The 24941-nt window shown below is 40.8% G+C and carries 32 protein-coding genes; 13 read left to right on the forward strand and 19 right to left on the reverse strand.

What is annotated here, in order from left to right:
• Nucleotides 1-151: 151 nt before the first annotated feature.
• From QJ048_RS05100 to QJ048_RS05130, 7 genes are all read left to right on the forward strand, one after another.
• On the forward strand, nucleotides 152-601 hold the full coding sequence (locus QJ048_RS05100) for a hypothetical protein (RefSeq protein ID WP_282333251.1): 450 nt from the start codon (nucleotides 152-154) through the stop codon (nucleotides 599-601).
• Nucleotides 594-2117: a hypothetical protein gene (locus tag QJ048_RS05105; RefSeq protein ID WP_282333252.1), complete on the forward strand. Its 1524-nt coding sequence runs from the start codon at nucleotides 594-596 to the stop codon at nucleotides 2115-2117. The genes QJ048_RS05100 and QJ048_RS05105 overlap by 8 nt, the downstream gene beginning before the upstream one ends.
• 10 nt (nucleotides 2118-2127) lie before the next feature.
• The gene (locus QJ048_RS05110; protein WP_282333253.1) at nucleotides 2128-2625 is read left to right on the forward strand and encodes a phage protein Gp36 family protein; all 498 of its coding nucleotides are present in this window, start codon (nucleotides 2128-2130) and stop codon (nucleotides 2623-2625) included.
• 31 nt (nucleotides 2626-2656) lie between these two features.
• A complete protein-coding gene (locus QJ048_RS05115) occupies nucleotides 2657-3835 on the forward strand; it encodes a phage portal protein family protein (protein WP_282333254.1) in 1179 nt (392 codons plus the stop codon).
• The gene (locus QJ048_RS05120; protein ID WP_282333255.1) at nucleotides 3795-5159 is read left to right on the forward strand and encodes a phage minor head protein; all 1365 of its coding nucleotides are present in this window, start codon (nucleotides 3795-3797) and stop codon (nucleotides 5157-5159) included. Before QJ048_RS05115 ends, QJ048_RS05120 begins: the two co-directional genes overlap by 41 nt.
• 91 nt (nucleotides 5160-5250) lie before the next feature.
• Entirely contained in the window at nucleotides 5251-5796 is a 546-nt protein-coding gene (locus tag QJ048_RS05125; RefSeq protein ID WP_282333256.1) for a phage virion morphogenesis family protein, read from the forward strand.
• 2 nt (nucleotides 5797-5798) lie between these two features.
• Nucleotides 5799-6275 carry a hypothetical protein gene (locus tag QJ048_RS05130; protein ID WP_282333257.1) on the forward strand — a complete coding sequence of 159 codons (477 nt, stop codon included), beginning with the start codon at nucleotides 5799-5801 and terminating at the stop codon, nucleotides 6273-6275.
• Here QJ048_RS05130 and QJ048_RS05135 read toward each other — a convergent pair.
• The 19 genes from QJ048_RS05135 to QJ048_RS05225 all read right to left on the reverse strand — a co-directional run bounded on the left by QJ048_RS05135 (nucleotide 6253) and on the right by QJ048_RS05225 (nucleotide 16792).
• Nucleotides 6253-6483 (reverse strand): hypothetical protein, encoded by a 231-nt coding sequence (locus tag QJ048_RS05135; RefSeq protein ID WP_282333258.1) that lies wholly within the window; start codon nucleotides 6481-6483, stop codon nucleotides 6253-6255. The genes QJ048_RS05130 and QJ048_RS05135 overlap by 23 nt on opposite strands.
• A 102-nt stretch (nucleotides 6484-6585) precedes the next feature.
• Nucleotides 6586-6906, reverse strand: coding sequence for a hypothetical protein (locus tag QJ048_RS05140; protein WP_282333259.1), 321 nt, complete (start codon nucleotides 6904-6906; stop codon nucleotides 6586-6588).
• 212 nt (nucleotides 6907-7118) lie between these two features.
• Complete coding sequence (locus QJ048_RS05145; protein ID WP_282333260.1) at nucleotides 7119-7514, reverse strand: hypothetical protein; 396 nt, start codon at nucleotides 7512-7514, stop codon at nucleotides 7119-7121.
• A gap of 65 nt (nucleotides 7515-7579) precedes the next feature.
• Complete coding sequence (locus QJ048_RS05150; RefSeq protein WP_282333261.1) at nucleotides 7580-7939, reverse strand: hypothetical protein; 360 nt, start codon at nucleotides 7937-7939, stop codon at nucleotides 7580-7582.
• A complete protein-coding gene (locus QJ048_RS05155) occupies nucleotides 7939-8148 on the reverse strand; it encodes a hypothetical protein (RefSeq protein ID WP_282333262.1) in 210 nt (69 codons plus the stop codon). Before QJ048_RS05155 ends, QJ048_RS05150 begins: the two co-directional genes overlap by 1 nt.
• A gap of 22 nt (nucleotides 8149-8170) precedes the next feature.
• On the reverse strand, nucleotides 8171-8368 hold the full coding sequence (locus QJ048_RS05160) for a hypothetical protein (protein ID WP_282333263.1): 198 nt from the start codon (nucleotides 8366-8368) through the stop codon (nucleotides 8171-8173).
• A 13-nt stretch (nucleotides 8369-8381) separates the two neighbouring features.
• Entirely contained in the window at nucleotides 8382-8816 is a 435-nt protein-coding gene (locus QJ048_RS05165; RefSeq protein WP_282333264.1) for a hypothetical protein, read from the reverse strand.
• Nucleotides 8813-9574, reverse strand: coding sequence for a DNA cytosine methyltransferase (locus QJ048_RS05170; RefSeq protein ID WP_282333265.1), 762 nt, complete (start codon nucleotides 9572-9574; stop codon nucleotides 8813-8815). The genes QJ048_RS05165 and QJ048_RS05170 overlap by 4 nt, the downstream gene beginning before the upstream one ends.
• 10 nt (nucleotides 9575-9584) lie before the next feature.
• On the reverse strand, nucleotides 9585-10016 hold the full coding sequence (locus QJ048_RS05175) for a hypothetical protein (RefSeq protein WP_282333266.1): 432 nt from the start codon (nucleotides 10014-10016) through the stop codon (nucleotides 9585-9587).
• Between the two features lie 66 nt (nucleotides 10017-10082).
• Complete coding sequence (locus QJ048_RS05180) at nucleotides 10083-10760, reverse strand: DUF3164 family protein (protein ID WP_282333267.1); 678 nt, start codon at nucleotides 10758-10760, stop codon at nucleotides 10083-10085.
• A gap of 168 nt (nucleotides 10761-10928) precedes the next feature.
• Nucleotides 10929-11276 (reverse strand): hypothetical protein, encoded by a 348-nt coding sequence (locus QJ048_RS05185; RefSeq protein WP_282333268.1) that lies wholly within the window; start codon nucleotides 11274-11276, stop codon nucleotides 10929-10931.
• Nucleotides 11257-11703: a helix-turn-helix domain-containing protein gene (locus QJ048_RS05190; RefSeq protein WP_282333269.1), complete on the reverse strand. Its 447-nt coding sequence runs from the start codon at nucleotides 11701-11703 to the stop codon at nucleotides 11257-11259. The genes QJ048_RS05185 and QJ048_RS05190 overlap by 20 nt, the downstream gene beginning before the upstream one ends.
• Before the next feature lie 2 nt (nucleotides 11704-11705).
• On the reverse strand, nucleotides 11706-12143 hold the full coding sequence (locus QJ048_RS05195) for a hypothetical protein (RefSeq protein ID WP_282333270.1): 438 nt from the start codon (nucleotides 12141-12143) through the stop codon (nucleotides 11706-11708).
• Nucleotides 12144-12153: 10 nt separating this feature from the next.
• Complete coding sequence (locus tag QJ048_RS05200) at nucleotides 12154-12498, reverse strand: hypothetical protein (RefSeq protein WP_282333271.1); 345 nt, start codon at nucleotides 12496-12498, stop codon at nucleotides 12154-12156.
• 10 nt (nucleotides 12499-12508) lie between these two features.
• Nucleotides 12509-12778 carry a hypothetical protein gene (locus QJ048_RS05205; RefSeq protein WP_282333272.1) on the reverse strand — a complete coding sequence of 90 codons (270 nt, stop codon included), beginning with the start codon at nucleotides 12776-12778 and terminating at the stop codon, nucleotides 12509-12511.
• Between the two features lie 10 nt (nucleotides 12779-12788).
• Nucleotides 12789-13481, reverse strand: a complete 693-nt coding sequence (locus tag QJ048_RS05210) for a P-loop NTPase family protein (protein ID WP_282333273.1) — start codon at nucleotides 13479-13481, stop codon at nucleotides 12789-12791.
• Nucleotides 13482-13525: 44 nt separating this feature from the next.
• Complete coding sequence (locus tag QJ048_RS05215) at nucleotides 13526-14467, reverse strand: ATP-binding protein (RefSeq protein ID WP_282333274.1); 942 nt, start codon at nucleotides 14465-14467, stop codon at nucleotides 13526-13528.
• Between the two features lie 10 nt (nucleotides 14468-14477).
• Complete coding sequence (locus QJ048_RS05220) at nucleotides 14478-16532, reverse strand: hypothetical protein (protein WP_282333275.1); 2055 nt, start codon at nucleotides 16530-16532, stop codon at nucleotides 14478-14480.
• Between the two features lie 68 nt (nucleotides 16533-16600).
• The gene (locus QJ048_RS05225; RefSeq protein ID WP_282333276.1) at nucleotides 16601-16792 is read right to left on the reverse strand and encodes a hypothetical protein; all 192 of its coding nucleotides are present in this window, start codon (nucleotides 16790-16792) and stop codon (nucleotides 16601-16603) included.
• A gap of 377 nt (nucleotides 16793-17169) precedes the next feature.
• Between QJ048_RS05225 and QJ048_RS05230 the strand changes: the two genes are divergently transcribed.
• The 6 genes from QJ048_RS05230 to QJ048_RS05255 all read left to right on the forward strand — a co-directional run bounded on the left by QJ048_RS05230 (nucleotide 17170) and on the right by QJ048_RS05255 (nucleotide 24937).
• Nucleotides 17170-17853: a S24 family peptidase gene (locus QJ048_RS05230; RefSeq protein ID WP_282333277.1), complete on the forward strand. Its 684-nt coding sequence runs from the start codon at nucleotides 17170-17172 to the stop codon at nucleotides 17851-17853.
• 831 nt (nucleotides 17854-18684) lie between these two features.
• A complete protein-coding gene (locus QJ048_RS05235) occupies nucleotides 18685-19293 on the forward strand; it encodes an RNA polymerase sigma factor (protein WP_282333278.1) in 609 nt (202 codons plus the stop codon).
• 13 nt (nucleotides 19294-19306) lie between these two features.
• A complete protein-coding gene (locus QJ048_RS05240) occupies nucleotides 19307-20032 on the forward strand; it encodes a tetratricopeptide repeat protein (protein WP_282333279.1) in 726 nt (241 codons plus the stop codon).
• A 181-nt stretch (nucleotides 20033-20213) separates the two neighbouring features.
• On the forward strand, nucleotides 20214-21593 hold the full coding sequence (locus QJ048_RS05245) for a S8/S53 family peptidase (RefSeq protein WP_282333280.1): 1380 nt from the start codon (nucleotides 20214-20216) through the stop codon (nucleotides 21591-21593).
• A 226-nt stretch (nucleotides 21594-21819) separates the two neighbouring features.
• Nucleotides 21820-21987, forward strand: a complete 168-nt coding sequence (locus QJ048_RS05250) for a hypothetical protein (RefSeq protein ID WP_282333281.1) — start codon at nucleotides 21820-21822, stop codon at nucleotides 21985-21987.
• A 112-nt stretch (nucleotides 21988-22099) separates the two neighbouring features.
• On the forward strand, nucleotides 22100-24937 hold the full coding sequence (locus QJ048_RS05255) for a CHAT domain-containing protein (protein ID WP_282333282.1): 2838 nt from the start codon (nucleotides 22100-22102) through the stop codon (nucleotides 24935-24937).
• Nucleotides 24938-24941: the final 4 nt, after the last annotated feature.

A 24941-nucleotide genomic window follows, 5' to 3' on the forward strand; every position in this document is an offset into this window, starting at 1 on the left:
AGCCGGCAACGCTGTAAAAAATCACAAATCCTCATTGGTGGAAGATTTCCACCTACTTGGTGGAATTTCTCCACCATGCAGAAATGCCGTTTTTAAAACGGCAGTAGTTGTTATGAGTTTTGTGTTGGTAAAACCATAATAAAAGCAACATATGGGAAGGAAAAAGACAGATGAATACAACGAAGCTTACGACCTGTTTTGCAATACAGAGCTAACTCGTAAGAAGATTGCGGGTATTGTAAAGGTGAGCGAAGTGCAAATAGGAAAATGGGCAAAGGATAATGATTGGGAACTGGACAAGACAGCCAACCAGGTAACAAAAGAAAAGCTGGTGCGTGGCTTCTATCAGGAAATGGCGAACATTAAAAAGTTTGCCAACACAGAGAAGCGCAACTTAACGCCTGCGGAAACTGACCAGATTATTAAGCTTACCAATTCCATTGATACGCTGGGTAAGAAGTACAATTTGTCCAACTATCATTCGGTACTAAAAGAATGCCTTGAATGGATGAATAAGAATGACAATGAAACAGCGAAACGGTTCGGCCCTGTAATGCTTGAATTTTTAAAGTACAAAGCAACATCCCTCAAAAATGATTAAGCCCGGAGATAGTAAATATATAAGGGACTTTCAAGACCTGCTGGAAGTGGTCAAGGCAACTACGCCTATTGATCTTCACGAGAGTATTGGTGATAAAAACAAGCGCATTAAATACCTGTTAAGTAACTACGAGGCATTTTGCAATTATTATTACCATCTCTACTGCTTTGCACCCTTTGCTCATTTTCACAAAAACATTCAACCAGATGTTTATGATTGCCCCAACAATATCTTTTTGGAGCAATGGAGTCGCGGTTTTGCAAAGTCTACACACTTTGGGTTGTTCCTTCCGTCATTCATAAAATTTAACGGTCAGTTAAACGGTATGATGGTGGGTAGCCACAATGAAGACATGGCCGCTGATAAACTTGCAGACTTACAAGCAAATTTCCAAAACAACCAGCGCATCAAGAACGACTTTGGAGAGCAATACAGTTACGGCAATTGGGAAGATGGTGCTTTTAAAACAAAGGATGATGTAGGTTTTTATGCCTTTGGCAAAAAGCAAAACCCACGTGGAACCAAGTTCACATGGAAGCGGCCCAACTACGGCCTCGTTGATGACTTGAACGATGATGTGCAAATCAAGAACAGGGATATTGCTTTAGCAGACAAGAAGTGGGTAATAGATTCTTTCAAACCTGCATTGTGGACAAGAAAATGGTGGCTGGTTGTGGCGCAAAATAAGTACCACGATAACACCGTAACAGCCATTATTGAAGAGGATGAAGCTTTAAAAAAGAAAGTACACCAGGTAAATATTCTTGACGAAGATGGAAATAGTAATTGGCCGGAAAGCCCCGACTTCACAAAGGAATTAATTGCAGACCTCGAAGAGACTGAAGGTGCTGGTTTTACACGTGAACGGATGAACACACCATTTGAAGAAGGTAAAGAGTTCCTTGCTGAATGGATGAATAATTGGGTAGACTGTTCACAAATAAAATATCCCTCAGGTGTACTGGTACATTACCTCGACCCTTCCTATAAAGCAACTGATAAAAGCGATTTTAAAGCATGGGTGCTGCTGGGCAAAAGCGGCAAATACTACGACATTATTGATTGCTGGATAAGAAAAGCAACCAGCAAAAAAATGTGGGAGCATGCTTTTGAAGTAGATGAAGAATACAACTCGTACACCATCAAGCATGCAATGGAAGCAAACTTCATTCAGGATGTTGTACATGGTAAAGAACTGGAGCGTGTGGAAGAGGATAAAAACAGGTCGCTAAGATGCCTTTTTGATAAACGTAGTAAGGGCGACAAATACGAGCGCATGGTTACCATGCAGCCACTATTTGAGCGGGGCAAAATCCGGTTTAACCTCAATAAGAAAACCAGCCCGGATATGAAGCTGCTGCGTGCGCAAACGCTTTCTATTGAAAAAGGCAGCCGCGTAAATGATGACGGCCCGGATGCATTGGAAGGTGCCATATGGATGGCAGATCAGGCAGAGAAGCCGCACCAGCCACCACGCAGTGGAAAGTATAAAAAGAAGAATCAACGAGCCATGTAAATTTTCAAAAATGTATATACAAAAAAAAGATTATCGCATTAGAATTTCACTGGCCCTCTTTGATCTGCTATTGCAAAATGCGACACAGAATGACCAAACGGAAGAAGATGTTTTAACGGAAGCGAGTAAAATAGCTGAAGATACTATCGCTTCGTTCCTGGGCAACCTGTACGATATAGTGCCGGAGTTTTCTAAAGCTGGAACGCAAAGAAACTTTTACATTCTTTCCCTTGCCATCAGCATTGCCCTTTATAACATTTACCAAAATGCTGATGATAACGACATACCGGAAAAGGTTATAAAAAACTATGATGATGCAATGGAGGAATTGCTCAATCTGAGCAAAGGAAAAACAAACCTTGATCTACCCGCTAAGAGTACAGGTAGTACAGATGACAACGGCAACAATGGCAGCAGCAATGGCGCAAACGGCCCCGAAATCGCCGTTCAAGACGGCAGCGGGCTAAGGCGCTTTGGTAGCAACCCTAAACGCTCACACATGCCTTAAACACTATTTAAACGCTATTCAAACAATTATTATGCGATCAGTAAAAATATTAGGCTATACAATCAATTTAAGCAAAGGCGCTGGTAAGCCTGAAGCGATTAGCAACACCGGAAGGAAGAAAGCAAGCTCGGTTATAAGAAAACAAAACAAACGTGAAGTGAGTTTTCAGATAGCTGACATTCGCACCGCCCTTGTAATGGCCGAAAACCCACAGAACCCCGACAGGTCAAAGCTTCACCAGATATACCGATACATACTCAGGGATGCAAGACTGAAAAGCCAAATACGGGATGCCATTATGAAGGTACAATGCGAACCTTTTATGTTGTATGCTCATGATTCTGACAAAGCAGACGAAACGCTTAGTACCAGGTATCGTAAGAAGTGGTTAAACGATTCTATTAAGTATGCCGTTGAATCTGAAATGCATGGGTATGGTGTAGTGGAATATGACCAGATAGATGCAAAGGCTGCTGATATTGGCGTTGTAAATCGCTTAGACCACGAATACGTGAGTATAGAAAAGCAGTGCATTTTAATTGATGCTAGTGTGAACGGCAGCTACCTTTCTTATGCAGATATCGCAACTGATATTGATTTGGTTGAGTTCTGTGATAGCCGCAATGATTATGGCATTTTATTGGAATGCGCTTATAACGTTATCTGGAAATATTACTCCCGCACAGACTGGAGCCGTACCAGTGAAAAATGGGGCAATCCATTGCTGAAGGTTCTTGTTGACACCAACTCCGATACAGAGCTGGATGACTACGAAGCAAGGGCGTCAAACTTTGGTAGTGATGGGTACATTATTGGGCAAAAGGGCGATGATATTGGCATGCTGGAACGAAGCGGCCAACGTATGCACGATATTTTTTACGACAACATAAAATTGTGTAATGAAGAGTTTACACTACTCGTAAATGGCCAGGTTGCCACCAGTTCACAAAAATCTTTCGTTGGTTCTGCAGAAGTGCAGGAACGCAATTTTGAAGACCTTACGCTTAGCCGGTTACAGCGTGTAGCGGACATGGTTAACTTAAAACTGTTTCCTTATCTGCGATTGAAAGGCTTTACAGATTTGGAGAATGTTCGCTTTGACTATCCTGCATTGATACAGGAACGCAAAAAGAAACTATCCCGATCATTTGAAAACCAACCGGCGAAAGATGCAAAAGACACTGACAAGGAACCAACCGACGAACAATAGACCCATTCACGTGTGCTGCGATCACAGCGAAGCCTTTTTTTTATCTGATAAGCAAAGAGACCAGGTACTAACTGTTGATGCAAACAAAGTGGTGAATGACGTGATTGAGCAGCTTTACAAAAAAGGAACTGTTCAATCGAAAACGCAAACAGATTTATTCAAAAGCTTTTACGAGCCACTAAAGGCCGGCGTAAAGGAAGGTTACAATCTAAAAGCTGAATATGGTACACCTAATTACGAAATGCTTAAGCAGCTGCAAACAAACACAGCAATATTTAGCATTTTTAAAAGCCATGCATGCGTAAAAGAAATTGGGGCTTTACTGAAGGACAACGATGGCAACAGGCGAAGCAAACAGGACTTTATCAACGAAGCCTTAAAGGTTGATAAAACTTATCGCAAGGACTGGCTTGGCACAGAGTATGACACAGCAGTTCGTTCCTGTCGCATGGCTACGGTGTGGCAAAAGGCACAGGAAACAAAGCGCTTGTACCCATGTGTTGAATATATACCAAGCCGGGCCGCCAACCCAAGGCAGGATCATATAAAGTATTACGGACTTGTATTTCGTTTAGACGACCCGATACTAAACACAATATGGCCGCCAAACGGCTATTTGTGCCAGTGCGGAATGAGGCCAACGGATAAGGAACCAACGGACATTCCGCACGATCTTCCGTTACCTGATGAACACTTTCGCTTCAATCCCGGCAAAACAGGCCAGGTGTTTGATATTGAGAACAGCGGCTATATTAAATCTGTGCCGCCTGCCGATCAGCCTGCATTGATAAAGCAAGCGAAGACCATCGTCAATAATGAAATGGCTCTGGAAGCAGATTACCAATCCGTTTACAAAGCCAAAAGCGGCGGCACCGTGGAGGTGCATCCCCTGGCATTTAATAACACCGATTTTAAAGAAGTACTGGTAACAGCGAGAGAGTTGGCAAACTTTGGCGAACAGGTTAAGGTATTGCCGGATATACAAGACCCTGCATTGCGTAAAGCGTTTGTAATACCAGGAGCAAAGCCAAACAAAAGCCCCGACTATCTTATTACCGGAACTTATGCTACCGACCTTAAAACTGTATTCATTAACTCCATTGACGCGGTTAAAGAGGCTGTAGGCCGTTGTAACAAGCAATGCAACAACATTGCCTTGAAAATAGATAGGGACAATTACATTAGTTCGCATGACCTGCAACGTGCGGTTAAAGGGAAGCTCTCACACGCCGGATATGATGACTGGCAAATGCTTTGGATATTTTTTAATGGTGACTGGAAAAGCTTTACAAGGCAGGAAATATTAGAAGGCAGCTGGTTCTAAAAAGCAAAAACCGCAAACGAGTTTGCGGCTTTTGGGAGCGGTTGGCTCTGTTTCCGATGTGGCATGCCCTCCGCACCACAAATATATAACAATGAGTTTAGATAACAAAAATATACAAGGTGCGGATGCCCTGCTGGAAAAACTGGAGGAGGCAAGGCGGTATCTCGAAACAGATGCCCTCACCGTCATTGGGCAGGAAGCTGTAAACTTTTTTAAAAACAACTTCCAGGTGGAGGGCTTTGTTGATTCCGCTGTTACCAAGTGGGCAAGCCGTAAAACCAAAAGAGAAGGCGGTACCAACGGACAAAAAACTTTAACAAAAAGTGGTGATTTAGGCGACAGCATTGATTTTCGTGTACAAGGCAATACTGTTATTATTTATACCGATCTGCCTTATGCCGAAATACATAACAACGGCGGTGAAGTACCTGTAACGCCCCAAATGAAAAAATACTTCTGGGCAAAGCATATGGAGGCAAACGAGAATGGCAGGGTCGATGTGGCAGAACAATATAAATACATGGCGCTTGCCAAAAAACTGGTTTTCCCTAAGCGGCAATTTATTGGCCCTTCAGAAAAATTAAACGAAAACATCAACGGAAAACTAACAAGAGATCTCACCAAAATTCTATCATAAAAATGTTCACATATCCCATTTACAAAGCACTTAAAGAGCAATTGAAAAACATTGCCCCATGTTTCTTTTTTATTAACCAGTATTTGAAAAGTAAAGACAACACGAGCTATCGTGTACCGGCTATTTACATTGAACTACCAAAAAAATGCAGAGTAGATAGTTACGCAAAAGGTGTTAAAGTATTGCGGAAAGCGCTTGTAAGGGTTCACATTATCAGCTATGCTCCTTTTAAAAACGCTGACAATAGTGTACAAGATGGTGCAATAGCTGAACACCAAAAACTGATTGCTAATGTACAGGACTTGCTTGATGGTAAGGTTGTGCGCAACCTCAATGATGAACTGCTCACGCAGCAGTTTATTTTAAAGGAGGCAAATGAAATGAATTACCAGGAGATGTGCGTGTTTAGCGTATTTACTTATAGTACGGATATTTATTTCAGGCCGGAGCAGAAAATTAAGCAACCAGGTATTTTGTAGAATACTTGCAGATGGTTTTCACATCTGGCACGTTCACATCCTGTTCTTTTAGAATTTTTCCGATTGTGGCGGGAGATAAAAAAGCTTCCTCTGAAACGGTTTTAATTACTGCGATGATCGTCCAGTTTGGATTTTTTTTGCGATGGTATCTAAACCTATTCCTGATATGCTCGTTACGCTTTTTGATATAGATAGGATTGTGTGCCATAGTGTATGGCAAAAATATTGAAAACAAGCACGTTTTAATACAGGAAGATTTCAACAGTTACCATAAAAAAAAAGCTCCATTTTTATTGGAGCTGCTTTTATTTTATTCTTTTTCTTTTAACCTGGTTACAATTCTGTCATATTCAGCATTTGTTATCAGTTTCGCTTTAAATGCACTTTCAATGTTTTCAAAGTCTTTATTTGAAGGCTTATAGTTTTCAAAGTCGTGCTGCCTTTGCTTTTCAAGCAAAAGCTTTTCAGCCTTATCTGTTTGCAAATCCTTTGACAGTAGTGTTACTATGAACCCTACAATTGGTGATAATAATAATGAAATTAACAGGCTACCCAAAAAGCCAATTTTCTTGTTGCTACCGAAGAAGGCTATGATAAAAGACAAAGCGATCCATATGATTACTGTTCCCATATATAAGATTTTTAAAAAAGGAAGTATTTGGCAGGAAACTGACGGGCATTGGTTAATAACAAAACACAGTAAGTACAGGTTATAAGTAACGAATGGCTTTTATCACAAAAAAAGTAAGTACAGGTTGTAAGCAACGAATGGACTTTTACTAAGAAAAATCAAATAAGCAAGTATTGATCCCCTGAACACAAATATATTGGAAATAACAACAACTACACCTTTTTTAAAAATTCCTCATAAACCTTTTCTTTAAAAATACTTACCAGTTTGCCCAGTTCCGTGTAGGTGTACCCGTTAAGTTCTTTTTTGCCAAACTGCTGTTTGCACCAATTGTTGATATGCTCCATATCTGCCTTGCCGTTAGGTAGCTTCCAGCCCATTTCTTTTGCCATTGCAATGATGTGTTTACGCATTTTATCGCCCGCCATAAAGCTCTCGTTTTTGCCGCTTTTGTTGTATTCATCTTGCAGGTAGTTGCAGAGTTGCAGCAACTCTAATCCTGTTAGTTCATCGGCATGCTCTGTGCGCTGGTTGCTAAATGCAAGAACCAGGTTCTCCTTTTGGTCTTGCAAGTTGGCAAGTTTAAGTAGGTAGTGGAAACGTTTCATATTGATAGTTTTGAATGTATGGTACCGACATCGATGTCGGTACCATAGTTTTAATTTTGCTGGTACTATTTTAATGGCTCCTTAATTGCATCGAGGTAATCTATTTTCTCGATACACTCCTTATACGAGCCCTTTAAATATCTCCCTTTTTTAACATTAAAGAAAAAGCTGCCGGTAATGTCATTGTGAAAAACATTCACGCCTTTGTGTTTGCCAACTGGCTTTCTTAGTTTCCATTCCGTTTCAAACCAGTTTTTCATAGCGCTTGTGGGCTCTACCTCCCAATGATCTATTAGTTTTGTTGCAAGTGCATTACCTACCGTGGTTTTGTGAAAATCGGACAGATAAAAAATATTGCCATCTGTCAATAAATTATTTTTCTTCAGCTTAAGTAAAAGTTTTTCTTTACTGGTTATCGCCCTCATTAATTGCTGTTTAAATAGTTTTGAAATGCCTTTAAAAATTCCGCACGTGTTGCTGATTCAGTACCGACTACCCATACTTCGCATATCTCTTTTTCCTTGCTTGTGGCGACCTCTTTTACAGTATCAAAAAGCGTTATTTGAATAGCAAAGTAGGGAGCTGATTTGATGGCTATGTAAATTGGCAGGTTTGTTTTTTTGTAGTAGTGCATAGAATAGATCATTGAAGCATTTCTAAATTTCAAAAAGGCACTCGTCTGACAAAACCAAACATTCATCTTTTGCGCTATAATGTCCATCAGAAAAATTAATATTTATCTTTTCTGCAACGGCAACCAGAGAGACTGGATATTCATCATTGACCTGCTTTATGAAAACATCCATGTGATCTGGTAATTGATGCAACTTTTGTTTTAACTCTTTTACTGTCATAGTTGTTTTCTTTTTAAAGTTTATCCCAATTATTATCGTATTGTTTTTCCTTCAGGAAGCGATCTGCGGCCATTGGCTTATACCAATCGGCGTTGCGGACACAATATTTGCGGTAAGGAATTGCACCAACAACTGACAAATATTGTTGTCCGCTAGTCATTTTGGGCCACTGTTCCTTTGCCCTGAAAGTATTGCGGCTGTATGGATACTCGCGGGTAAAATCTTCAAAGGTCACCTCGAATTCTTTTTCAGTAACAGTTACTTCTGTTTCTTCAAAGTATTTGTAAATGTGATCTGCCAGCACAGGAACCCTGTTTTTGTAGTTGTCTATTTGCTTGTCATTCATTTCTACAGTGCCGAAATTTACTCTTAGCAACCTGCCGTTTCCCTGGTAAATCACCTCTACATGTCCTTTAATATTGGGAGAGGTTAAGTGATAAAGTTTCATTGATTCACAATTTTTTCAACTTCGTAAATAGCGTTTAATAGTATTATTGGAATGGCAGCGTAGATTGAATTGCCTGCGGCTCCAAGTCTAAATATGTGGTCGGGTAGCCCATCATCCACAGGGAAAAGTGCGGGTTCGCCCATGCTTTCTGAAAATTGTAGAAAAGCATTGCCGCATGTCCCCAGTGCAATTGGCGGTCTACACGTTTCAAAGATGTCTCCATAGTTAGCACATACCAGCTCTCGCCGTCTTTGAACATTGGCGTAGGCAATAAGGAAAATGCGCTTTCTTTCGTGCCAGGCATTACAGGCGACAGCTGGTATATTAAACGATTGTGTTTGGTAGCCGATCTTTTCCAAATCAGTAATCTTTTTGTCGAGTACCATGTTTCCGATTGAGCCAGTAACATTTTCGTTAATAATCCAAGAGGGCCGGAGAGCTTTGCAGAGGCTAAGCATGAAAGGCCAGCGGAAACGGTCATCAGCTTCGCCGAGCTGGAGCCCGGCGTTGCTGTTCGGCTGGCATGGATCACCTCCGCATAGGATGTGTACATGTTCAAGGTTATATTGTTCAAACCATTCGTCATAGTAATATCGTTTTGTATTGGGGTGATGCTTTGCGAGATACTTTTGCGCTTTTCTTTCTTTTTCAATCTGCCAGGATAGTTCAAACTTTTGTGCGGGCTTATTGAGTTGATTGACGGCGTAACCAAAAGCATCTACAGCACCAGCGTAAATGCTGCCTACTTTTAAAATCATTGTTAGTTGTTTAATATCGGAAATCTGTCCAATGAATAATTTGGCCACGCCATATTGAGTCACTGTTTGGAAAAAACCAATCGGTAAACTGTTGATCTGTCAACCCGTCATTTGTGATTAACAAATTGACATCATTGAAATTGTGGCCATCTATATGCACCACTAATATTCCACGATATAATAACATGAAAACCTCTTGGGTGCTTTTACATTTGCTTAATTCTGGAATGCCTTTATTGAATTGCACATATTGCTTTGTGTTAACGCCGTATGCCATGTGTATTTCCATACCAGAACGCCATCGGTCGCCCTCACGTAAACTGTGTATCTTTTTGAGATCGTTGGCCGCGCTCATTGGTATTAAGCCAACACCTGCAAGTATTTTTTCCTTAAATAAGGTTGGCGTGCCATCTGCAAACTTTTTTTTGAACCCTAGTATCATTTTTATTATTTGAATGTGATAAAATGCAGCTCCGTAGAAACGGAGCCGCCTACTTACTAACCATAATTATTTTTGAGTTGCTATTTCTGCATCAACAATGTTAAGGGGCAATACAACAAACTGCCCGTCCTCATTTTTAAACTGGCATGAAACGAAGCGTTTAGTGCGCTTTGGCTTGTATGCCTGCTCAATAATCTCAATAGCATCGTTCAACTCTGTATCGTTGAATTTATCAGCCATTTTTTTTAGCTCTAGTACGCGGCTAGCTTTCAGGTTGCCTTGCGCATCTTTACTGAGCAATCTCTGCATTGCGTCAATGATGGCCTTTACATCATTTGTTTTGTTTTCGCTGATTCGGGCAATGAAATCATTCACCTTAGCTATACCAGTGTTAATGGTATCGTCCCAGCCGTCAACAATGCGGTGACCAACGGTTATGCTTATAGAGCTATCCTCGTTTGTAAAAGTGTGGCTAAATTGCTCCTGCGACTTATTGTATAATTCGGCCTTCAATGTTATCAATGTGCCAAGTTCGCTATAGGCAAACTTTTTCGCATCGGCAAGGCTTTCACTGACATCTTTAAGAATAGGGAAAATATTGTTTACCGCCTCGCTGGCAAGCTTTTTATAGTTTGCGCGTTCCTCCTGCTTGCGTTTGGACACTTGCGCATGTTCGGCTTCCAGTTCTTTTAATAGCTGTTTTTTTTCTTCTGCGGTCAACTGGTTTAGTGTTACTGTACTCATAGTGTTAAGATTTAATTATTAAAAAAGTTTTTCAAGTTGTTTGTTTGTTCGGTTGGGGTGTGCTGCTTGCGTTTCCGCTTTGCCTTATGTTCCCAATAATCAAAAAGGAATACAGAGAAGAGAATGAGGCCGATTACAACACCAGCGATGAATAAGTGTATCATATGGCTAAGATTTAATTAATGATGAATAGTGTTGATGCACTTCATTGTTAATTCGGTCAAGAAGGTTTCCTGCATAACTGGTTGTAGCAAGATTGTGCTGCCGCCAAAAGAGCGAAAAGGCTTTGGCTTCATATGGCTCAAGGGTGATGGTGTAACTCGATTCACGGCGGCAACTTTTTGGAAATATTTTGCGTTCGCGTACGTCTATCATTACTAGCCACAGTAGTTCAAAGTAATCGCCGCGCGGCATGCAGTCCGCCACTTCGCTTTCAAAAAGATCAAACAGCGTATCAAACTCACTTGTATTCAACCTTAGCAATAGCTTGCGTTTTTTATTCAGCGTTGCTTTCATTGGTATTAGTTGTTTCGTTTAGTATTGCCTGGCGGGCTATTTCGTACATGCTACAAAACTCTTTGTGCTTGGTTTCCAGCATGGCCTTTAACTCCTGGATAGAGTTGATAATGGTTGTTCTGTCCCGGTTGAATATTTTGCATAGCACTGAAGGGCTATACAGGCCCGTGTGCTGCCTTATCAGGTCGATACAGATGTAACGGGCAAATAGTATATCCTTTGACCTGTATCGGCCGAATAAAGCAATTTTGCTAACATTCAACGCTTTTGCCACGACATCGATAATTGTTTCTGCGGCGATTATCTTTACTTCTCCGGCTTGATTGATAGAAAGGGCAACATCTACTTTGCAGCGTTGCTTTATCCGTTGCTGACAGGCTTGTAATTCGCTTTCGATCCAAGCCGTATCTTCTTTCTTAAGTATCATGGCTAGGGCTTTACTTCGTTTTTAATTACAAGGCCGATCATGTGGGCGAAAGAGCTTTGCAGCCTTACACCAAATGGATGAAAGGAACTTGTAAGGTGATGCAGGTTGTGGTAATACCCGTAGTCGTTGCCTGTATATTCATCGCGGGTTTGCAGTTGACCGCAGGAATTTACTTCAAGACCGCTAAGCTTTTGTTCACTCAAAAACTGTTCATCGCGCAGGTGCCATTGATTGCGCCACCAGCCCCAAAACATTTTTGAACCTTCTAGCAACTTGATAATTTCTTTTTCCTTAACGACTACAGAAAGAAAGCTGCGGCCAACATGGTATTGCATAGTTTTATATTCTTCACATGTAAGCGTTGTTGCTTCGAGTATCTCGGCCTTTGTAGTTTGTGCAGCTGCTTTGCGTAGTGCAGCATTGGATATGCGTTTTTTCATGGGTAAGGTTTTAAAGTTCTTTTATGGCAGAAACAATGTGTGATGTTCTAAACACCTTGAAGTCGTTCCATGGATCAGCAATTGACAGCCCTCTACCAATCTTTGCACCTGGAATGTGGACAACTTTGCCTAAATAGATATTTGCAACAACCTTAGAGCATGCGGGACTAACTTTTTTTATTACTCCTGGCTCCATACCCACAATATCTATCCACAATAAGTCCTGTCCGTTATCAAAAAAATGAACTCGTGTTTTTATCATGTAATAAGGTGTAAATGTTTTTGTAAAAGCGATTGCAGCATTGACGGCTTGTGCGGCTAAGCGGCGTTTTGCCGGTTGGGAGGAGCGTTTCATGGTAGGTCGATTATATGATTTCAATGTGTTCAACAATCCATTTTGTTTGATACTTATAACAATCTTTGATGTCTAAGAGAGAAAGAGAATTGCTAGGAATTATTTCATTCATAAGCACTTTGTCACCTATGTAAGACTTGTAAGCAAACGAGCAGCACGCGTTAACTTCCACAACGGTGGCAGTGTTTTTATAAGAAGGCTTAACTTCAGCATCTTGAGATACATCTAGCCAAAGAAGGTCTTGCCCTTCATCTTTAAAGTGAATTCGTATTTTTTTCATTTAGTCATGTTTAGTTGTTAATAGGTTCACCCCAGTATTTTGCAGCGCCTTCATTCCAAATTGTGTAGTGACCAACAGGGCCAATGCTGCGCCCTTTGGTGATTGCGCGAAAGCCTTCAATCCAAATTTTTTGATTGGCGTCAAACATTATATCGTTTGCTAAACTGCCAGCAGGAAGCTTGCCGCGTGTTTGACTTATAAAGATTAACAGCTTGGTGTTTTTGAATTTTTCCCGAAATGCCAGGTATTCATTTTTTTTCAGGCGAGCATATTGCACGCTGTCTATTACGGCAATATCAGGGCCTTTGCGGCGTTCAAGGCGCTTGGTTAGCTCCTGTATGTCTTCGCATACTGTTACGAGTTTGCCGCCTACTTCACTCATCCCTATCTGCTTAAAAGCTTTTTGCATCGGGCGGCTTACTTTTCCTTCTTCTAAAGAGTTGTAAGCTACTTTACCAAACTTTGTAAGATATTTACACAGCAAGTATGTAAAGCGGGTTTTGCCGTTTCCACTATTGCCCCAAATGAACCAAACGCCTGTAGACTGTGGTTTTTCAAAGGCATCAAACCATTCGCCTTCAAAATCAAGGCATTCGATTTTTGTTTCAAGGACTTCGGTTACAGATGTGCCACGCTCAATTTTCTCATGAGTGACGTTTCCCGGTTTTTCAAGTTCAGAAGGTTCAATTGTTTCTTTTTTCATAGATAAGTTTGATTATTCGCTCAAAAGAATTACTGTGGTTTTATTTACGCCATCTTTGGCATGTTGTGCACTTTGCGTATAAACGCTTCTGTGATTTTTTCACCAGCACGATCAGCCTCACGCATTACAGGCACCAACATATCGTGCAGTTCTCCATAATTGTCGCAGTTCATTTGCACGAACTGTATAACCTGTTTTTCAAGGCCGTTTAAAAACTGGTTAAATGTTTTGTCGATCAATGGCAGGTGGCGAATGCCAAATTTTATGCGGCGATAGAACTGAGGAATGCCGTCTTTATTTTTCTTACGCATGTTCTCAATCTTGCGGAGTAATTGGTTGGTGCCAATAAGCGCGATGGCGCAGTAACCGTGCAGTCCATCATAAAACTCTTTCATCATGCAAAGCGTCATTTGCTTCATGTATTCGCTTTCATCAAAAATCAACATGGGCGTTTTGCCTTGCATTTTCATTTCGCGCAGGTGCGCTACTATCTTGCGAATTTTCTTGCCTTTTGTTTTGGCCGTTGTGAGGTTCAACACATCCATTACTTTGTCTATAATGTCAGCCAATATATCATTGCTGCCTATTGTTACGACAAACGTATCTGTTGGGTTTTGCTTTACAACCAGGTTGGTTGTGAAGCTTTTTCCGCAACCACTTTCGCCTATTAGCACTACTGTATTGCCGTGTGCTTTAGCATCTATCAAACCGCTTACCATGTGCATCATTTGTGGCGTTTGACGTGCTTCCCAATACGTTTTTTCGAGGCTAAACCCAATAAACTCTGCGATTTTTTTGAACCATTTATCGGCAATCTCCACCTCTTTGCCAGCGCCAGCATTGGTTGTGTACTTGCGTTTGAGCATTACGGAGATATAAGCGCTGTTGATCTTTGTTTTGGCGGCAAATTCGTTTTGTGAGATGCTGTGCTCTTTTAGAAATTGTTCCAGGGCATCAACAATATTGTTTTTCGTGGTGATATTCATGGTATAGTGTTTAAGCGTTTAAGTATTTTGAGAAATCTGTTTTGCTTTCGAGGTATTCAAGTTGTTCGGCAGCAAATGTTTTTTGTTCCTGTAGTTCCAGCTTATCGTTTTGTTTTTTAAGAAGCTTTTGTGCATTGTGTTGTAGCCTGTTGGCTGATTTGCGGTCTTTGTGTTGGCCCATGCTGTCTACCAACACAAACTTGCTAAGCGTATCGTCGAGCTGCGGATTGTGAATGAACAATTGTTCTACTTTTTGGGCATCGCTCTCAATAGATTGCATTACTTCTGATTTCAAAGCCTTATTAAAGTCATTGACACGTTTCAGCTCTATAGCATCATTCTCCACACGTTCGGCGAGCGCCATTGGTTGTTCGTATTTTTCGGAAAGCAAAAATTGTTGTGTGCCAGTGCTGTTGACTACTACAATTTTTTGAAGATTTTCGAGATTGTAACGCACCGTCCAATCTTCGTGTGACAGCTTGCGGAAATTGCTGTCGAAGCTGTCATAAGTGCGTTTGATGCCGTTGATAGTTACTATTAAACCAGGTGCAGAAAGGCGATTTGTAAAGCCTGTGGTTTCGCCCATGCTCAGCAGGTAGTCCACTTCACTAACGGGCAGTTTATGTTCGTTGGGTAAATCACTCCAAAGCTGTTTGTACAGCTCATATTTTTCTTTGCGTTCAGCGAATATGATGCGTTTGATTTGCTTAATGCATTCGGCTTCGTCCGGAAAGCTGTGACGAATTTTATTTAGGTATTCGTCATTGGGTTGGCTGTTTTTATCGGCAGTAACACCAAAGCCGGCCCAGTTGGGTAATAGCTGGCAATACTTTTTGTTAAGGCGTTTGAAATACGGTTCAATTACTTTACTCTTTGAATTTTTAACACGTGCCGGTGTGTACTTAGCTGTTACACTTTCGTAAAAGTCTTTTAGCGCTCCGTTACCGTAACGGTCTGTTTGCAATTGTTTCGGTTTGTGATGCATTCCAAAACATTCAGCAGTATGGTTTATAGCGTTACGCAGAGCTTCTTTAATAAGTGCTGGATTTTCATGTGTGCCGATGGCAAAGCCAACAGGATATTTGTTACAAGGGTCAAGAACAACCACGACAGTAAGCCGGTGATGGTAAGTAGTAACAGTTTTTGTTTTACCCTCATCTGTTATGGTAGTAGTTGTTTTTTGGTAAAGCAATTCAACATCCCAGCCGTCCATTGTCCAATACAGCATTGGAAATTGTGGCGCACGGCGTTTTACCTGCATAGCGACCACATTGTTGAAAGATGTTTCGCCACGGCGTCCGCTATAGGTCACTACATCCCAATCAATACGGCGGTTGCCAATGGTAGCAGGCGTTACACGTTTCCAGTTAAGCTTTTCAGCTACCATATTGTACAGGCTGGCTATTTGAGCATTGTCAAGATTGCGGTGATCACGCAGCAGTTTGCGCATGGTGGCTTGTTGTTCATCTTCCTGCACTTTATCAGCATTGCTGTTACCAATTTTGCCACTCACAAGAGAAATGAAACCTTCTTTTTTATAGTCTTCTACTTTTTGGCGAAGGCGGCGAACGCTACCAGGTAATGCATATTTATATTCACTGCGTATCGCAAGCAATGCGGCCTTTAATCCTTCCCACACACCACTTGCATTGCCGCCACAAGTCTTTTTAAACCCGGTGCGGTCGTTTACTACATGTATTATTGCGTTCAGCACAGCAGCGGTGTCTGCATATTGCTTTTGCTTTTCGGGCTTCAATAATTCTCCTCCTGGTAAGCGGTGTGTTTTAAAAAACTCAACAGCCTTAACGTCCGGAACAATTGCTTTTTTTATAGGATTGGCCATTGCTACCTTTTCGAGGTTAGGGCCGTACTTTAATTTTATCGCGGTTTTGATGCGCTCGGGGAGGCTCTCATAGTCGATGAGGGCTGGTGTGCCATAGCAGCCACGGCGCAGGACGGTGAGTTGTTTTCGCTGGCTCAGATTATCATAATTACTTTTTGTAACTATGTCCGGAACCATATTATCGTACGAGATACACAATGTTGTGTTGTTGTAATATTCCATGTTCTACAAAATCATTATTGATCCCGCCAACGGCTTGAACGTTGGGGCCTGCCTGCCGGGAATTATTCTTAAATTCCGGTCGCTGTCTTGTAGTCTTGAAAGGAGATTTCGCTTGCAGAAATTTTCCACTTAGCAGTATTATCTGCATATTGGTAATGTGCATCAATAAATGAAGGCTTGTTGAAATTGGTAACCCAATGATTAAATACGCCTATTGGATTTAGAACCTCGACTTTGAAATATCTATTATGATTTGACATAATACTTTCTTTTAGTAATTAAAAAATTGGCAGGTAAATGGTCACAGGTTACTAAAGAGAAGTATTGGGAGATAGGTAGGTATGGGTTGGGTAAGGTGGTCAGTAATATTTTAAATAAGTGCTGTTTCTACTTTGTCACAAAGAGCTTTATACTCTTTTCGTATGGTTTCAGCTGTTAAACTGTTACGGGAGCCTTTTAGGCAACTAGTAATAAACCTCCGCGTTAAACCATGCTTCTCAATTAGGTGTTTAATTACTGTTGTGTTATAGTGTTTGGCCATATATTTGTTTGTTTTTGTTATTGCTTACGATTGTGGAACAAAACTATAGAGTATAATCTACACTACAAAAATATTGTAGTCTAAAACCTACATTAAATGTCGAGCATAATCGATAGAATTAGACAAATAATTGACAGTAAAGGAATTAGCGAAAGAAAATTTTGTGAAGAAATTGGTGTTTCTAACGGTTTTCTTGGAAAAGTAAAGAGTGTAGGATCGGATAATTTGATGAAAATAGTTGACAGGTATCCGGAAATCAGCCCTGAATGGCTTCTGACTGGTAAGGGTGAGATGCTAAAAAATGCGTCAGCGACATCGAGTAATCCAAACATTTTCGAGGTGAAGCTGGTGAGTCAATATGCTTACGCTGGATACTTAAACGGTTATGGCGATGCAGAATACTTAGGAACACTGCCAACTGTACCTTTTGTTTTGCCAGATGGGCCTACACCCAAAGGCAGTTATTTAGCGTTTGAAGTAAAGGGAGAAAGCATGAATGATGGAACGGTCGATAGTATTGTCGAACACGATTTAGCATTAGGCAGGCTCATTCAGCCCCATTTATACTGTGACAGTAAGTTGCATTACAAGCGATGGAATAGCTTTGTTATTGTTACAAAAAATGATGGTATAGTAATCAAGCAAATCATAAACCACGATGTGGAAAATAAGACGATCACCATTCATAGCCTCAATCCTGAATATGAAGACAATACAATACACTTGACGGACGTAGCACAGATATTTAACGTGGTACAGTTGCTAAGAAAAACGAAATAAAAACGAAATGTGTAATTGAAATATAAGTTTTTTGGAAGGTTTTCAATGCTCTTCCTGGTTGTTTTTCTTTAAAACTCAATGTTTATAGGCGTTTCACGCAATCGCCAGTTTTTCAGGCTTTGGAATTATCTACTAAGGAAACGATCAAAAAAAGTCTTTTTTCGTTGAGTTTTGGGCATTATGAAGCTATCTATGGGCAAATTTGTCGGGCATTTTGAATGCCCATCTGAATGTCCAACTGAATGCCCAACACGTCAAAAAGCGTGTTTGTAAAAATGTAAATAACAACAAAGCCGGTGTATTTAAAAAGTGTAAAAAGACCAGGTAAACGGCGTTTAAAATGCTTAATTGGCGGGGATTTGGCAGCAGAATAGAAGTATAACAAACGATAACACTTATGATTCTCAAAAAGATAAAAGCAAAGTCAAAGCAAAATACAACTACAGTACATTTCGTTTTTTTGTTGGCAGAAATAAAAAGGGCGTGAAACTCACGCCAGTTGTGCATTTTTCGCACTTTTTTTATACTGTCTTTTAAAGACGTTTGGTTTTAGCCCCTATAGATTTATCCTGGAAAACAATCTACTTTAAGAGATTTTTAATTTTTGCTTTTTACTTAACTCGTTTCGTTCTGCCTCCGAACTTTATAATGGATTATTTGTAAATAATACTCAAGTTGCAGCAACTACCTTTCTTATGAATTTGTGAGTTGTTTTAGTCTTTACTCACGCACCCCCAAACCGTTAAAGATCCGGTTTTTGTTGTCCAGTGAAGCTTTTTAGACTGATCGTAAAAAAACTATCACAGCGTTTGCTTTAAAAAACAGCTGTAAATGATTAATTTAGAACCCATTAAGGCTAATATGCAATCAACGTCTATTACAGATACAGACATTATTGAGGGTTTACGCAGAAAAGATAACAGGCATGTAGAGTACGAAAATGCGCTTTACATGAAGTTTGCCTATTTTATAGAGGAGGGAAGGCACAAATATTCGGTCAACTACGAAGATGCCTTTAGCGCTTACTCAGATGCAGTTATTACAGTGATTAACAACGTAATAAATGCAAATTTCCAGGAAAGATCTTCACTAAAAACCTATCTATATCAGATTTTCCACAACAAATGTGTTGACCAGGTCAGGAAAAACACGACTAAGAAGAATGAAATGCATCACGGATTTGTGCTAACAGACGCATTAAACACGATGTCAGACACCAGCAAGACCATTGTCCAGCAACTAATAGAAAAAACGGACTTTGATGTGCTGAGGAAACGACTAAGTCAGATAGGAGAAAATTGTAAACAAATGCTGTTGCTTTTCGCAGACGGTTTCAGCGACAAAGAAATAGCTACTATGGTAGGCTTTAAAACTGCAGCGGTTGCTAAAACCAGCAGACTGAGATGCATGGAAAAATTAAGACACATGTATAAACAGTAAACCCTTAGTCAGAATGAACAATTTAGAGTACATAGAAGATTTTTTCAAAGGCACACCAACACCTGATGAAACTAAATCCTTTGATGAACGCATACAGAACGATACTTCTTTTGCGGAAGAGGTTGCTTTCTATCTTTCGGGTCAGCACGCAGCAGCAGAAATGGCAAATGATGAAAGAAGGGAGCGATTCAAACAACTTAATTACAATCATCGTTCTTCACAGCCTGCAAAGGTTGTGTCTATGCGCAGAGCGGTAATATATGCCGCCGCTTGTCTGTTCCTCGCAGCGGTGGTAATGAGCTGGTTGTTCTTCAAACCGGTTTCCACAGAAAAATTGGCTAATCACTATATCGACAGTCAACTAACAACCTTAAGCGTAAGCATGGGGGCACACGACAACATGCAGGAAGGCCTCGAACAATTCAATGCGGGCAAACTACAAGATGCGCTTAAAACATTTGAATCTATTTACAAAAACGACAATACTAAAGATCTCGCAGAAAGATATGCCGGCATCTCGGCATTGCGTTTGCAGCAATACGACACAGCGATTTCTTACTTCGAGGATCTTTCTACAAAAAATCTTTACTCAAATCCAGGCAAGTTTTATGTTGCCCTCACCCTTATGAAACGCAACCAGGCACAGGATAAGGAAAGAGCTCATATGCTTCTCAAAGAAGTTGTTGATCAAAATCTTGAAGGGAAAGACATTGCAGCGGAATGGTTGAAAAAAATGTAGCGAAATAGTTGTTTGTTGGTTGTAGATAGTTGTTAGACCTTAGAATGCAATTTTGCAATAGTATCTGACAGCTAGAGATTGAAGTAAGTTGAGTGGAAAGCCTAACACCAACAACTAACAACTCTCTTCCGTAGCCCACCAACGTTCATTAATTATCAATCATACTGCAAATCGATTGTCAATGAAGTACACCTGGGCAAATAAGCGGGCCAATACCATAATACTGTTTAGTGCATGTGTTGTGGTTTTTTTTATGTCTGCATGCAAACCACGTCCGAAAATAACGACCTTCCCCTTTTCTAATTATGTAAACTGGAACGTCTCTGTCAGGCCGGGCGCAAGTGATGACGAAAAGAAAAGAAGCCTCGACAGTGTTATTAACTTTATCAGGGAATTCAAGTTGACCGACAGGCTTTTAAAGATCATGGAAGAAGAGAACGGCAGAAAGCTGCACATTTCGTTGAAAACAGACAGTATCAAAGTTTACACCTGCCCTTGTGATCCTGATCTTATAAACATTACAGCCAATTTAATCGTGATAGACAGCAGTGGTGATACCACGCTGAAACCGCCGCCACCACCGCAAACGCCGCCTATTATTTTAACGCCGCCCACTCCAAACCCTCCAACATTTGGATCGGAAATTGGAATGGATACTATCGTTCAATCGATCAGACAAGGTGTCCGGATCAAAGGCTTCCCTGGCACTATAAGCAAGAATAGAATTCTCGCCATTATGGATACGGGACTTGATACCACATTGTTTGATCCGCAGATCAGAAGCATGATCTGGCAGGAACCGGTCCGGGGAAATACTTTGTACAATTTCCTTCCTGGCGAAGATCCAAAGGTGTTGCTGGACGACAATTCAAGCAAACATGGAAGTGCAGCTACAGCCATAGCGTTATCGCAGGTAACAATTCAGTCGCCGCGGATTATGGTGCTGAAAGTTCTGGATGCACATGGTCACGGCAGTGTATTTTCTGTAAGCTGCGGATTGGCCTATGCCCGCAAAAACAACGCATCGGTTATCAATGCAAGCCTTGGCTACTACGGCGCGAAAGACCCGGTGTTTACAAAGTATTTTACCAAAATATACGACTCGACTGTAATAGTTGCAGCGGCAGGAAATGATACGAGCGAGCACCATGACAACAACAAACTTTGCTATCAACCGGTAAAGTCTTCGAACGAACTTACATCTCTCCACATGTTTTTTCCTGCGTGTTTTTCAAAGTCAACTGCCGATCTGATAAGTGTTACAGGATTGACAGGGAATAAGGATTCCATTTGGCCATGCTATTATCAAAACTATTCCGGTGAATATGTAACAATGGGTGTGCTAAAAAACGATACAGGTTGTTGTACCATGAATGTGCCGTTCCTCGAATATCCGGTAGAAGGCTCTTCTTTTGTGGCACCGGTAGTGAGCGGTAAAATTGTAAATTATATGATTCAAAATGGATTCAGACCTGCAACACAGTTATACCTTCAAGGCATCGGTGTCAACAATGCAGCGCCTGTTAAGTATACTGTTAATGGCCAATATATCAAGAACTAAAGCCAGACAAGCATTTTCATCTGCATATTTCCTGCTAACTATTTCCTCATCCCTGTCGGTGCTAAGCGCAGACAGGGATGTTTATTTAGATAGCTTTTACTATCGTTAAGGGATACTCTAATTTTCAATCGGGCTGACCTTGTATGGAATATGATAATGGCTACAAATGGCTATTGGAAATGCAAATAATTCTTTTTACGTTCGCCACATATTAAATTTATTTTAAATGCAAAAAACAACACGAATTGTTGCGCTGGCAGCCATTTCAGCATTCATGCTTGTAAGTGTTGGCTGTACCAAAAGCCTAACCAAGCCCAAACAAGATGCAGATTCTGCAAAATCTACAACGGGTGATACAACTACAAAACCCCCGCCACCACCGCCCACTCCTTAGCGCAAAGCTTTTGCAGCAGAGAATGTACCAACATTATGACCGGAATATTTTAACCCGCAACAAAGTTATACCTTCAAGGCGTCGATGTAATTAAAAGCACCATCGCTGACTAATGAAACAACGCTACTGCCTGTTTAGTATACTGTATGTGGCCAATGCACAAAGAATTATAGCCAGGATAAGATTTTTTGTTTGTATATTTTTACTGTTAACTATTTCTTCATCCTTGTCGGCGCAATGTCCTGACAAGGATGTTTTATTTAAGCGGGTGCTGTATGTAAGAGACTCTGTAAAGGGTTATTCGGAAGGCTGCATGAAAGAGCTTTTGCAGTACAAAACGAGCATAAACAAATGTGTATATAAAGAAGATACAACGCATGCTAATTTGCTGCTTACGCTGGGACTGATGTATTCGAGAAGAGGTGACTTTTTGAATGCGGTTTCTTCTACAAAACAGTCAATTGCAATTGGCCGCCTGCCGAAAAACAAATCTGCATTCGCGAATGAGATGTTGGTATTGGATTATATATATCTGATCAGGTATTATGATTCGCTGCACCTGCCGATTGAAATGAAATATGCTACAGACAGTTGTCTTTCGATCGTTGCAAAAGAAGAAGTTCAGACTCCTTATGTTTTCAGGGTATTGTTTAACGCAGCAGACCACGCCTTTGATATTGGTGACTATCACGGCTGCCTGAATTATGTGAGGTATGGTGAAGTAATTCAAAAAAGCTACAACAGTCCTTATCTGGCAAGTTTCCTTCCAGTATGGAAAGGACTTTCACTAATGAATCTTGGAAGATATGATGAGGCGGAAAATATCTTGCTACAGTTTGTTGAAATGCACAGCACCAAAGAAAGTCAGGCGTTATTGCCTTACGTATGGGGAAATCTGGGGCAGCTGTACGCACGGAGAGGAGATGTGAAACAATCTTTGTACTATTTTAATAAAGCGCTGGATGAGGCACGGAAGAGCAAATATGAAGATGTAAAATATGCTAGTGCGTTAGACAATATCGCGTTTGAAGTTTATTACAATAAAACGCGTGAATACGATAAAGCCCTGGCGCTTTATCAGCAGTCCATTAACACATTTAAAAACATTAAAAAAATTGATGAACAAACACGCGTTTTCGAAATTTTCAACATCCTGGGCAATGTTGCTAATATTTATGTGAAAAAAGGAGACTTCGGTAACGCGATGAAAACCTTTCAACGGGCGTTTGATCTGTTGGAGCCTGGAGGTTCAGAAAAAATGTTGTTGCAGATGCCGCTTGCAAACGTTCAAGTTAAATACCTCACTGGATTTGTGATTGATATGGGTGATGCCTGGTTGGCCAAATACAAGGCTACCGGTGCAATGCCTGATCTTGAGAAGGCGATCAGCGTGTATCATACAACAGACAGATTTTTCGACAGGTTAAAGATCGAGCAGTCAGATGTGCAGTCAAAGCTTTTCTGGCGCGAAAGTAGTCATCGTTTATACGAACATGCAATTGAGGCGTGTAATCTTTCACATAACGCCGAAGCTGCGTTTTATTTTTTTGAGAAGAGCAGGGCGAATCTTCTGAATGATCAAATAAAAGAGCTGGATGCAATAGGTAAAAAAGACGTAGTAAAATTCATGCAGCTTAAGCGAAATATTGTAATGCTTGAAAGAATTTTAAAAGATATTTCCGCTGACTCCGCGCAATACCGTGATTACCAGAACCAGTTGTTTGACAACAAAAAGATGCTGGAGAAAATGCAGGACAATATTCGCGAACACAACAAAAATTACAGCCAATCGCTCGTTGATTCCGTATTTATCACGCTGAAAGATGTGCAGGGCCGGTTTCTCGAAAACGATCAATCGTTGCTGGAAGTTTTTTCGGGAGACAGTGCCGTTTATGTGCTGCATGTTTCCAAAACAGAAAAGAATCTTTATAAAATTGACAAGAAGCAATATGACAAACTTACTCTTTGCTTCCTTCAGTATTGTGATGATGCCGATAAACTTAACAGATTCTTTGGAGCCTTTGAAAAATGCGCGAATGATCTGTATAAACTAATCGCAGGCACGAGTAAATTCAAGAGCAGACTGATTGTTTCTCCGGGAGATAATTTCTTTCCTTTCGAGGCTTTGATTACCTCTTATAGCGGATCTTCTGTGAAATACATGATAGAAGATCATGCGATCAGTTATACTTATTCTGCTAAGTTTTTAATGAACAACAAAGTAAAAGACAATGCAGTCGGCAATACTGCACAGTTCATGGGAATGGCACCGGTTACGTATCCTGCTGGAATGCATTTGCCACCATTGCAAAAAAGCGACGCCTCACTGGACAACATCAGCGATTATTTTTCTTCGCCTGCAGTTTATGTTACCAACAAAGCATCGCGCCAGCAATTCCTCGATGATTTTTCTCAATACCAAATAATTCAATTATACACCCATGCCGCAGACTCCAGTGCAATAGGAGAGCCCGTTATTTATTTTGCAGATTCTGCTTTGTATTTGTCTGACATCATCGCGGGTAATACTATGAATACAAATTTCATTGTACTGTCTGCGTGCCAAACAGGAACAGGAAGATTGTATAGAGGGGAGGGCGTGTTCAGCTTCAACAGGGCCTTTGCGGCTGTTGGTATTCCTTCTTCGCTTACCAATTTGTGGTCGGTAAACAATGAATCAACCTACCAGCTTACAGAGCTGATGTACAAATATCTTGCGCAGGGCTTTCCCAAAGATGTTGCACTGCAGAAAGCGAAGCTGGAGTTTATGAAGAAAGCTTCAAAAGAAAGAACATTGCCTTATTACTGGGCTGCACCGGTGCTGGTAGGAACAGTTGATCCTGTGGTTGCAGGAGGCGGGAGCTATTGGAAATACTTGCTTGGAGGAACACTTTTGATTATCGCAATTGGAGGAGGAATGTATATGCGAAAAAGAAAGGCCAGACGATGATCGT

This window comes from Pinibacter soli, from assembly GCF_029961145.1.
In the GTDB taxonomy this organism is placed as follows: Bacteria; Bacteroidota; Bacteroidia; order Chitinophagales; family Chitinophagaceae; genus Pinibacter; species Pinibacter soli.

What these genes read in the sequence shown, in the direction of transcription:
- QJ048_RS05100 (WP_282333251.1), top strand. Translation starts at nt 152, where the DNA reads ATGGGAAGGAAAAAGACAGATGAATACAACGAAGCTTACGACCTGTTT.
- QJ048_RS05105 (WP_282333252.1), top strand. Translation starts at nt 594, where the DNA reads ATGATTAAGCCCGGAGATAGTAAATATATAAGGGACTTTCAAGACCTG.
- QJ048_RS05110 (WP_282333253.1), top strand. Translation starts at nt 2,128, where the DNA reads ATGTATATACAAAAAAAAGATTATCGCATTAGAATTTCACTGGCCCTC.
- QJ048_RS05115 (WP_282333254.1), top strand. Translation starts at nt 2,657, where the DNA reads ATGCGATCAGTAAAAATATTAGGCTATACAATCAATTTAAGCAAAGGC.
- QJ048_RS05120 (WP_282333255.1), top strand. Translation starts at nt 3,795, where the DNA reads ATGCAAAAGACACTGACAAGGAACCAACCGACGAACAATAGACCCATT.
- QJ048_RS05125 (WP_282333256.1), top strand. Translation starts at nt 5,251, where the DNA reads ATGAGTTTAGATAACAAAAATATACAAGGTGCGGATGCCCTGCTGGAA.
- QJ048_RS05130 (WP_282333257.1), top strand. Translation starts at nt 5,799, where the DNA reads ATGTTCACATATCCCATTTACAAAGCACTTAAAGAGCAATTGAAAAAC.
- QJ048_RS05135 (WP_282333258.1), bottom strand. Translation starts at nt 6,483, where the DNA reads ATGGCACACAATCCTATCTATATCAAAAAGCGTAACGAGCATATCAGG.
- QJ048_RS05140 (WP_282333259.1), bottom strand. Translation starts at nt 6,906, where the DNA reads ATGGGAACAGTAATCATATGGATCGCTTTGTCTTTTATCATAGCCTTC.
- QJ048_RS05145 (WP_282333260.1), bottom strand. Translation starts at nt 7,514, where the DNA reads ATGAAACGTTTCCACTACCTACTTAAACTTGCCAACTTGCAAGACCAA.
- QJ048_RS05150 (WP_282333261.1), bottom strand. Translation starts at nt 7,939, where the DNA reads ATGAGGGCGATAACCAGTAAAGAAAAACTTTTACTTAAGCTGAAGAAA.
- QJ048_RS05155 (WP_282333262.1), bottom strand. Translation starts at nt 8,148, where the DNA reads ATGCACTACTACAAAAAAACAAACCTGCCAATTTACATAGCCATCAAA.
- QJ048_RS05160 (WP_282333263.1), bottom strand. Translation starts at nt 8,368, where the DNA reads ATGACAGTAAAAGAGTTAAAACAAAAGTTGCATCAATTACCAGATCAC.
- QJ048_RS05165 (WP_282333264.1), bottom strand. Translation starts at nt 8,816, where the DNA reads ATGAAACTTTATCACTTAACCTCTCCCAATATTAAAGGACATGTAGAG.
- QJ048_RS05170 (WP_282333265.1), bottom strand. Translation starts at nt 9,574, where the DNA reads ATGATTTTAAAAGTAGGCAGCATTTACGCTGGTGCTGTAGATGCTTTT.
- QJ048_RS05175 (WP_282333266.1), bottom strand. Translation starts at nt 10,016, where the DNA reads ATGATACTAGGGTTCAAAAAAAAGTTTGCAGATGGCACGCCAACCTTA.
- QJ048_RS05180 (WP_282333267.1), bottom strand. Translation starts at nt 10,760, where the DNA reads ATGAGTACAGTAACACTAAACCAGTTGACCGCAGAAGAAAAAAAACAG.
- QJ048_RS05185 (WP_282333268.1), bottom strand. Translation starts at nt 11,276, where the DNA reads ATGAAAGCAACGCTGAATAAAAAACGCAAGCTATTGCTAAGGTTGAAT.
- QJ048_RS05190 (WP_282333269.1), bottom strand. Translation starts at nt 11,703, where the DNA reads ATGATACTTAAGAAAGAAGATACGGCTTGGATCGAAAGCGAATTACAA.
- QJ048_RS05195 (WP_282333270.1), bottom strand. Translation starts at nt 12,143, where the DNA reads ATGAAAAAACGCATATCCAATGCTGCACTACGCAAAGCAGCTGCACAA.
- QJ048_RS05200 (WP_282333271.1), bottom strand. Translation starts at nt 12,498, where the DNA reads ATGAAACGCTCCTCCCAACCGGCAAAACGCCGCTTAGCCGCACAAGCC.
- QJ048_RS05205 (WP_282333272.1), bottom strand. Translation starts at nt 12,778, where the DNA reads ATGAAAAAAATACGAATTCACTTTAAAGATGAAGGGCAAGACCTTCTT.
- QJ048_RS05210 (WP_282333273.1), bottom strand. Translation starts at nt 13,481, where the DNA reads ATGAAAAAAGAAACAATTGAACCTTCTGAACTTGAAAAACCGGGAAAC.
- QJ048_RS05215 (WP_282333274.1), bottom strand. Translation starts at nt 14,467, where the DNA reads ATGAATATCACCACGAAAAACAATATTGTTGATGCCCTGGAACAATTT.
- QJ048_RS05220 (WP_282333275.1), bottom strand. Translation starts at nt 16,532, where the DNA reads ATGGAATATTACAACAACACAACATTGTGTATCTCGTACGATAATATG.
- QJ048_RS05225 (WP_282333276.1), bottom strand. Translation starts at nt 16,792, where the DNA reads ATGTCAAATCATAATAGATATTTCAAAGTCGAGGTTCTAAATCCAATA.
- QJ048_RS05230 (WP_282333277.1), top strand. Translation starts at nt 17,170, where the DNA reads ATGTCGAGCATAATCGATAGAATTAGACAAATAATTGACAGTAAAGGA.
- QJ048_RS05235 (WP_282333278.1), top strand. Translation starts at nt 18,685, where the DNA reads ATGATTAATTTAGAACCCATTAAGGCTAATATGCAATCAACGTCTATT.
- QJ048_RS05240 (WP_282333279.1), top strand. Translation starts at nt 19,307, where the DNA reads ATGAACAATTTAGAGTACATAGAAGATTTTTTCAAAGGCACACCAACA.
- QJ048_RS05245 (WP_282333280.1), top strand. Translation starts at nt 20,214, where the DNA reads ATGAAGTACACCTGGGCAAATAAGCGGGCCAATACCATAATACTGTTT.
- QJ048_RS05250 (WP_282333281.1), top strand. Translation starts at nt 21,820, where the DNA reads ATGCAAAAAACAACACGAATTGTTGCGCTGGCAGCCATTTCAGCATTC.
- QJ048_RS05255 (WP_282333282.1), top strand. Translation starts at nt 22,100, where the DNA reads ATGAAACAACGCTACTGCCTGTTTAGTATACTGTATGTGGCCAATGCA.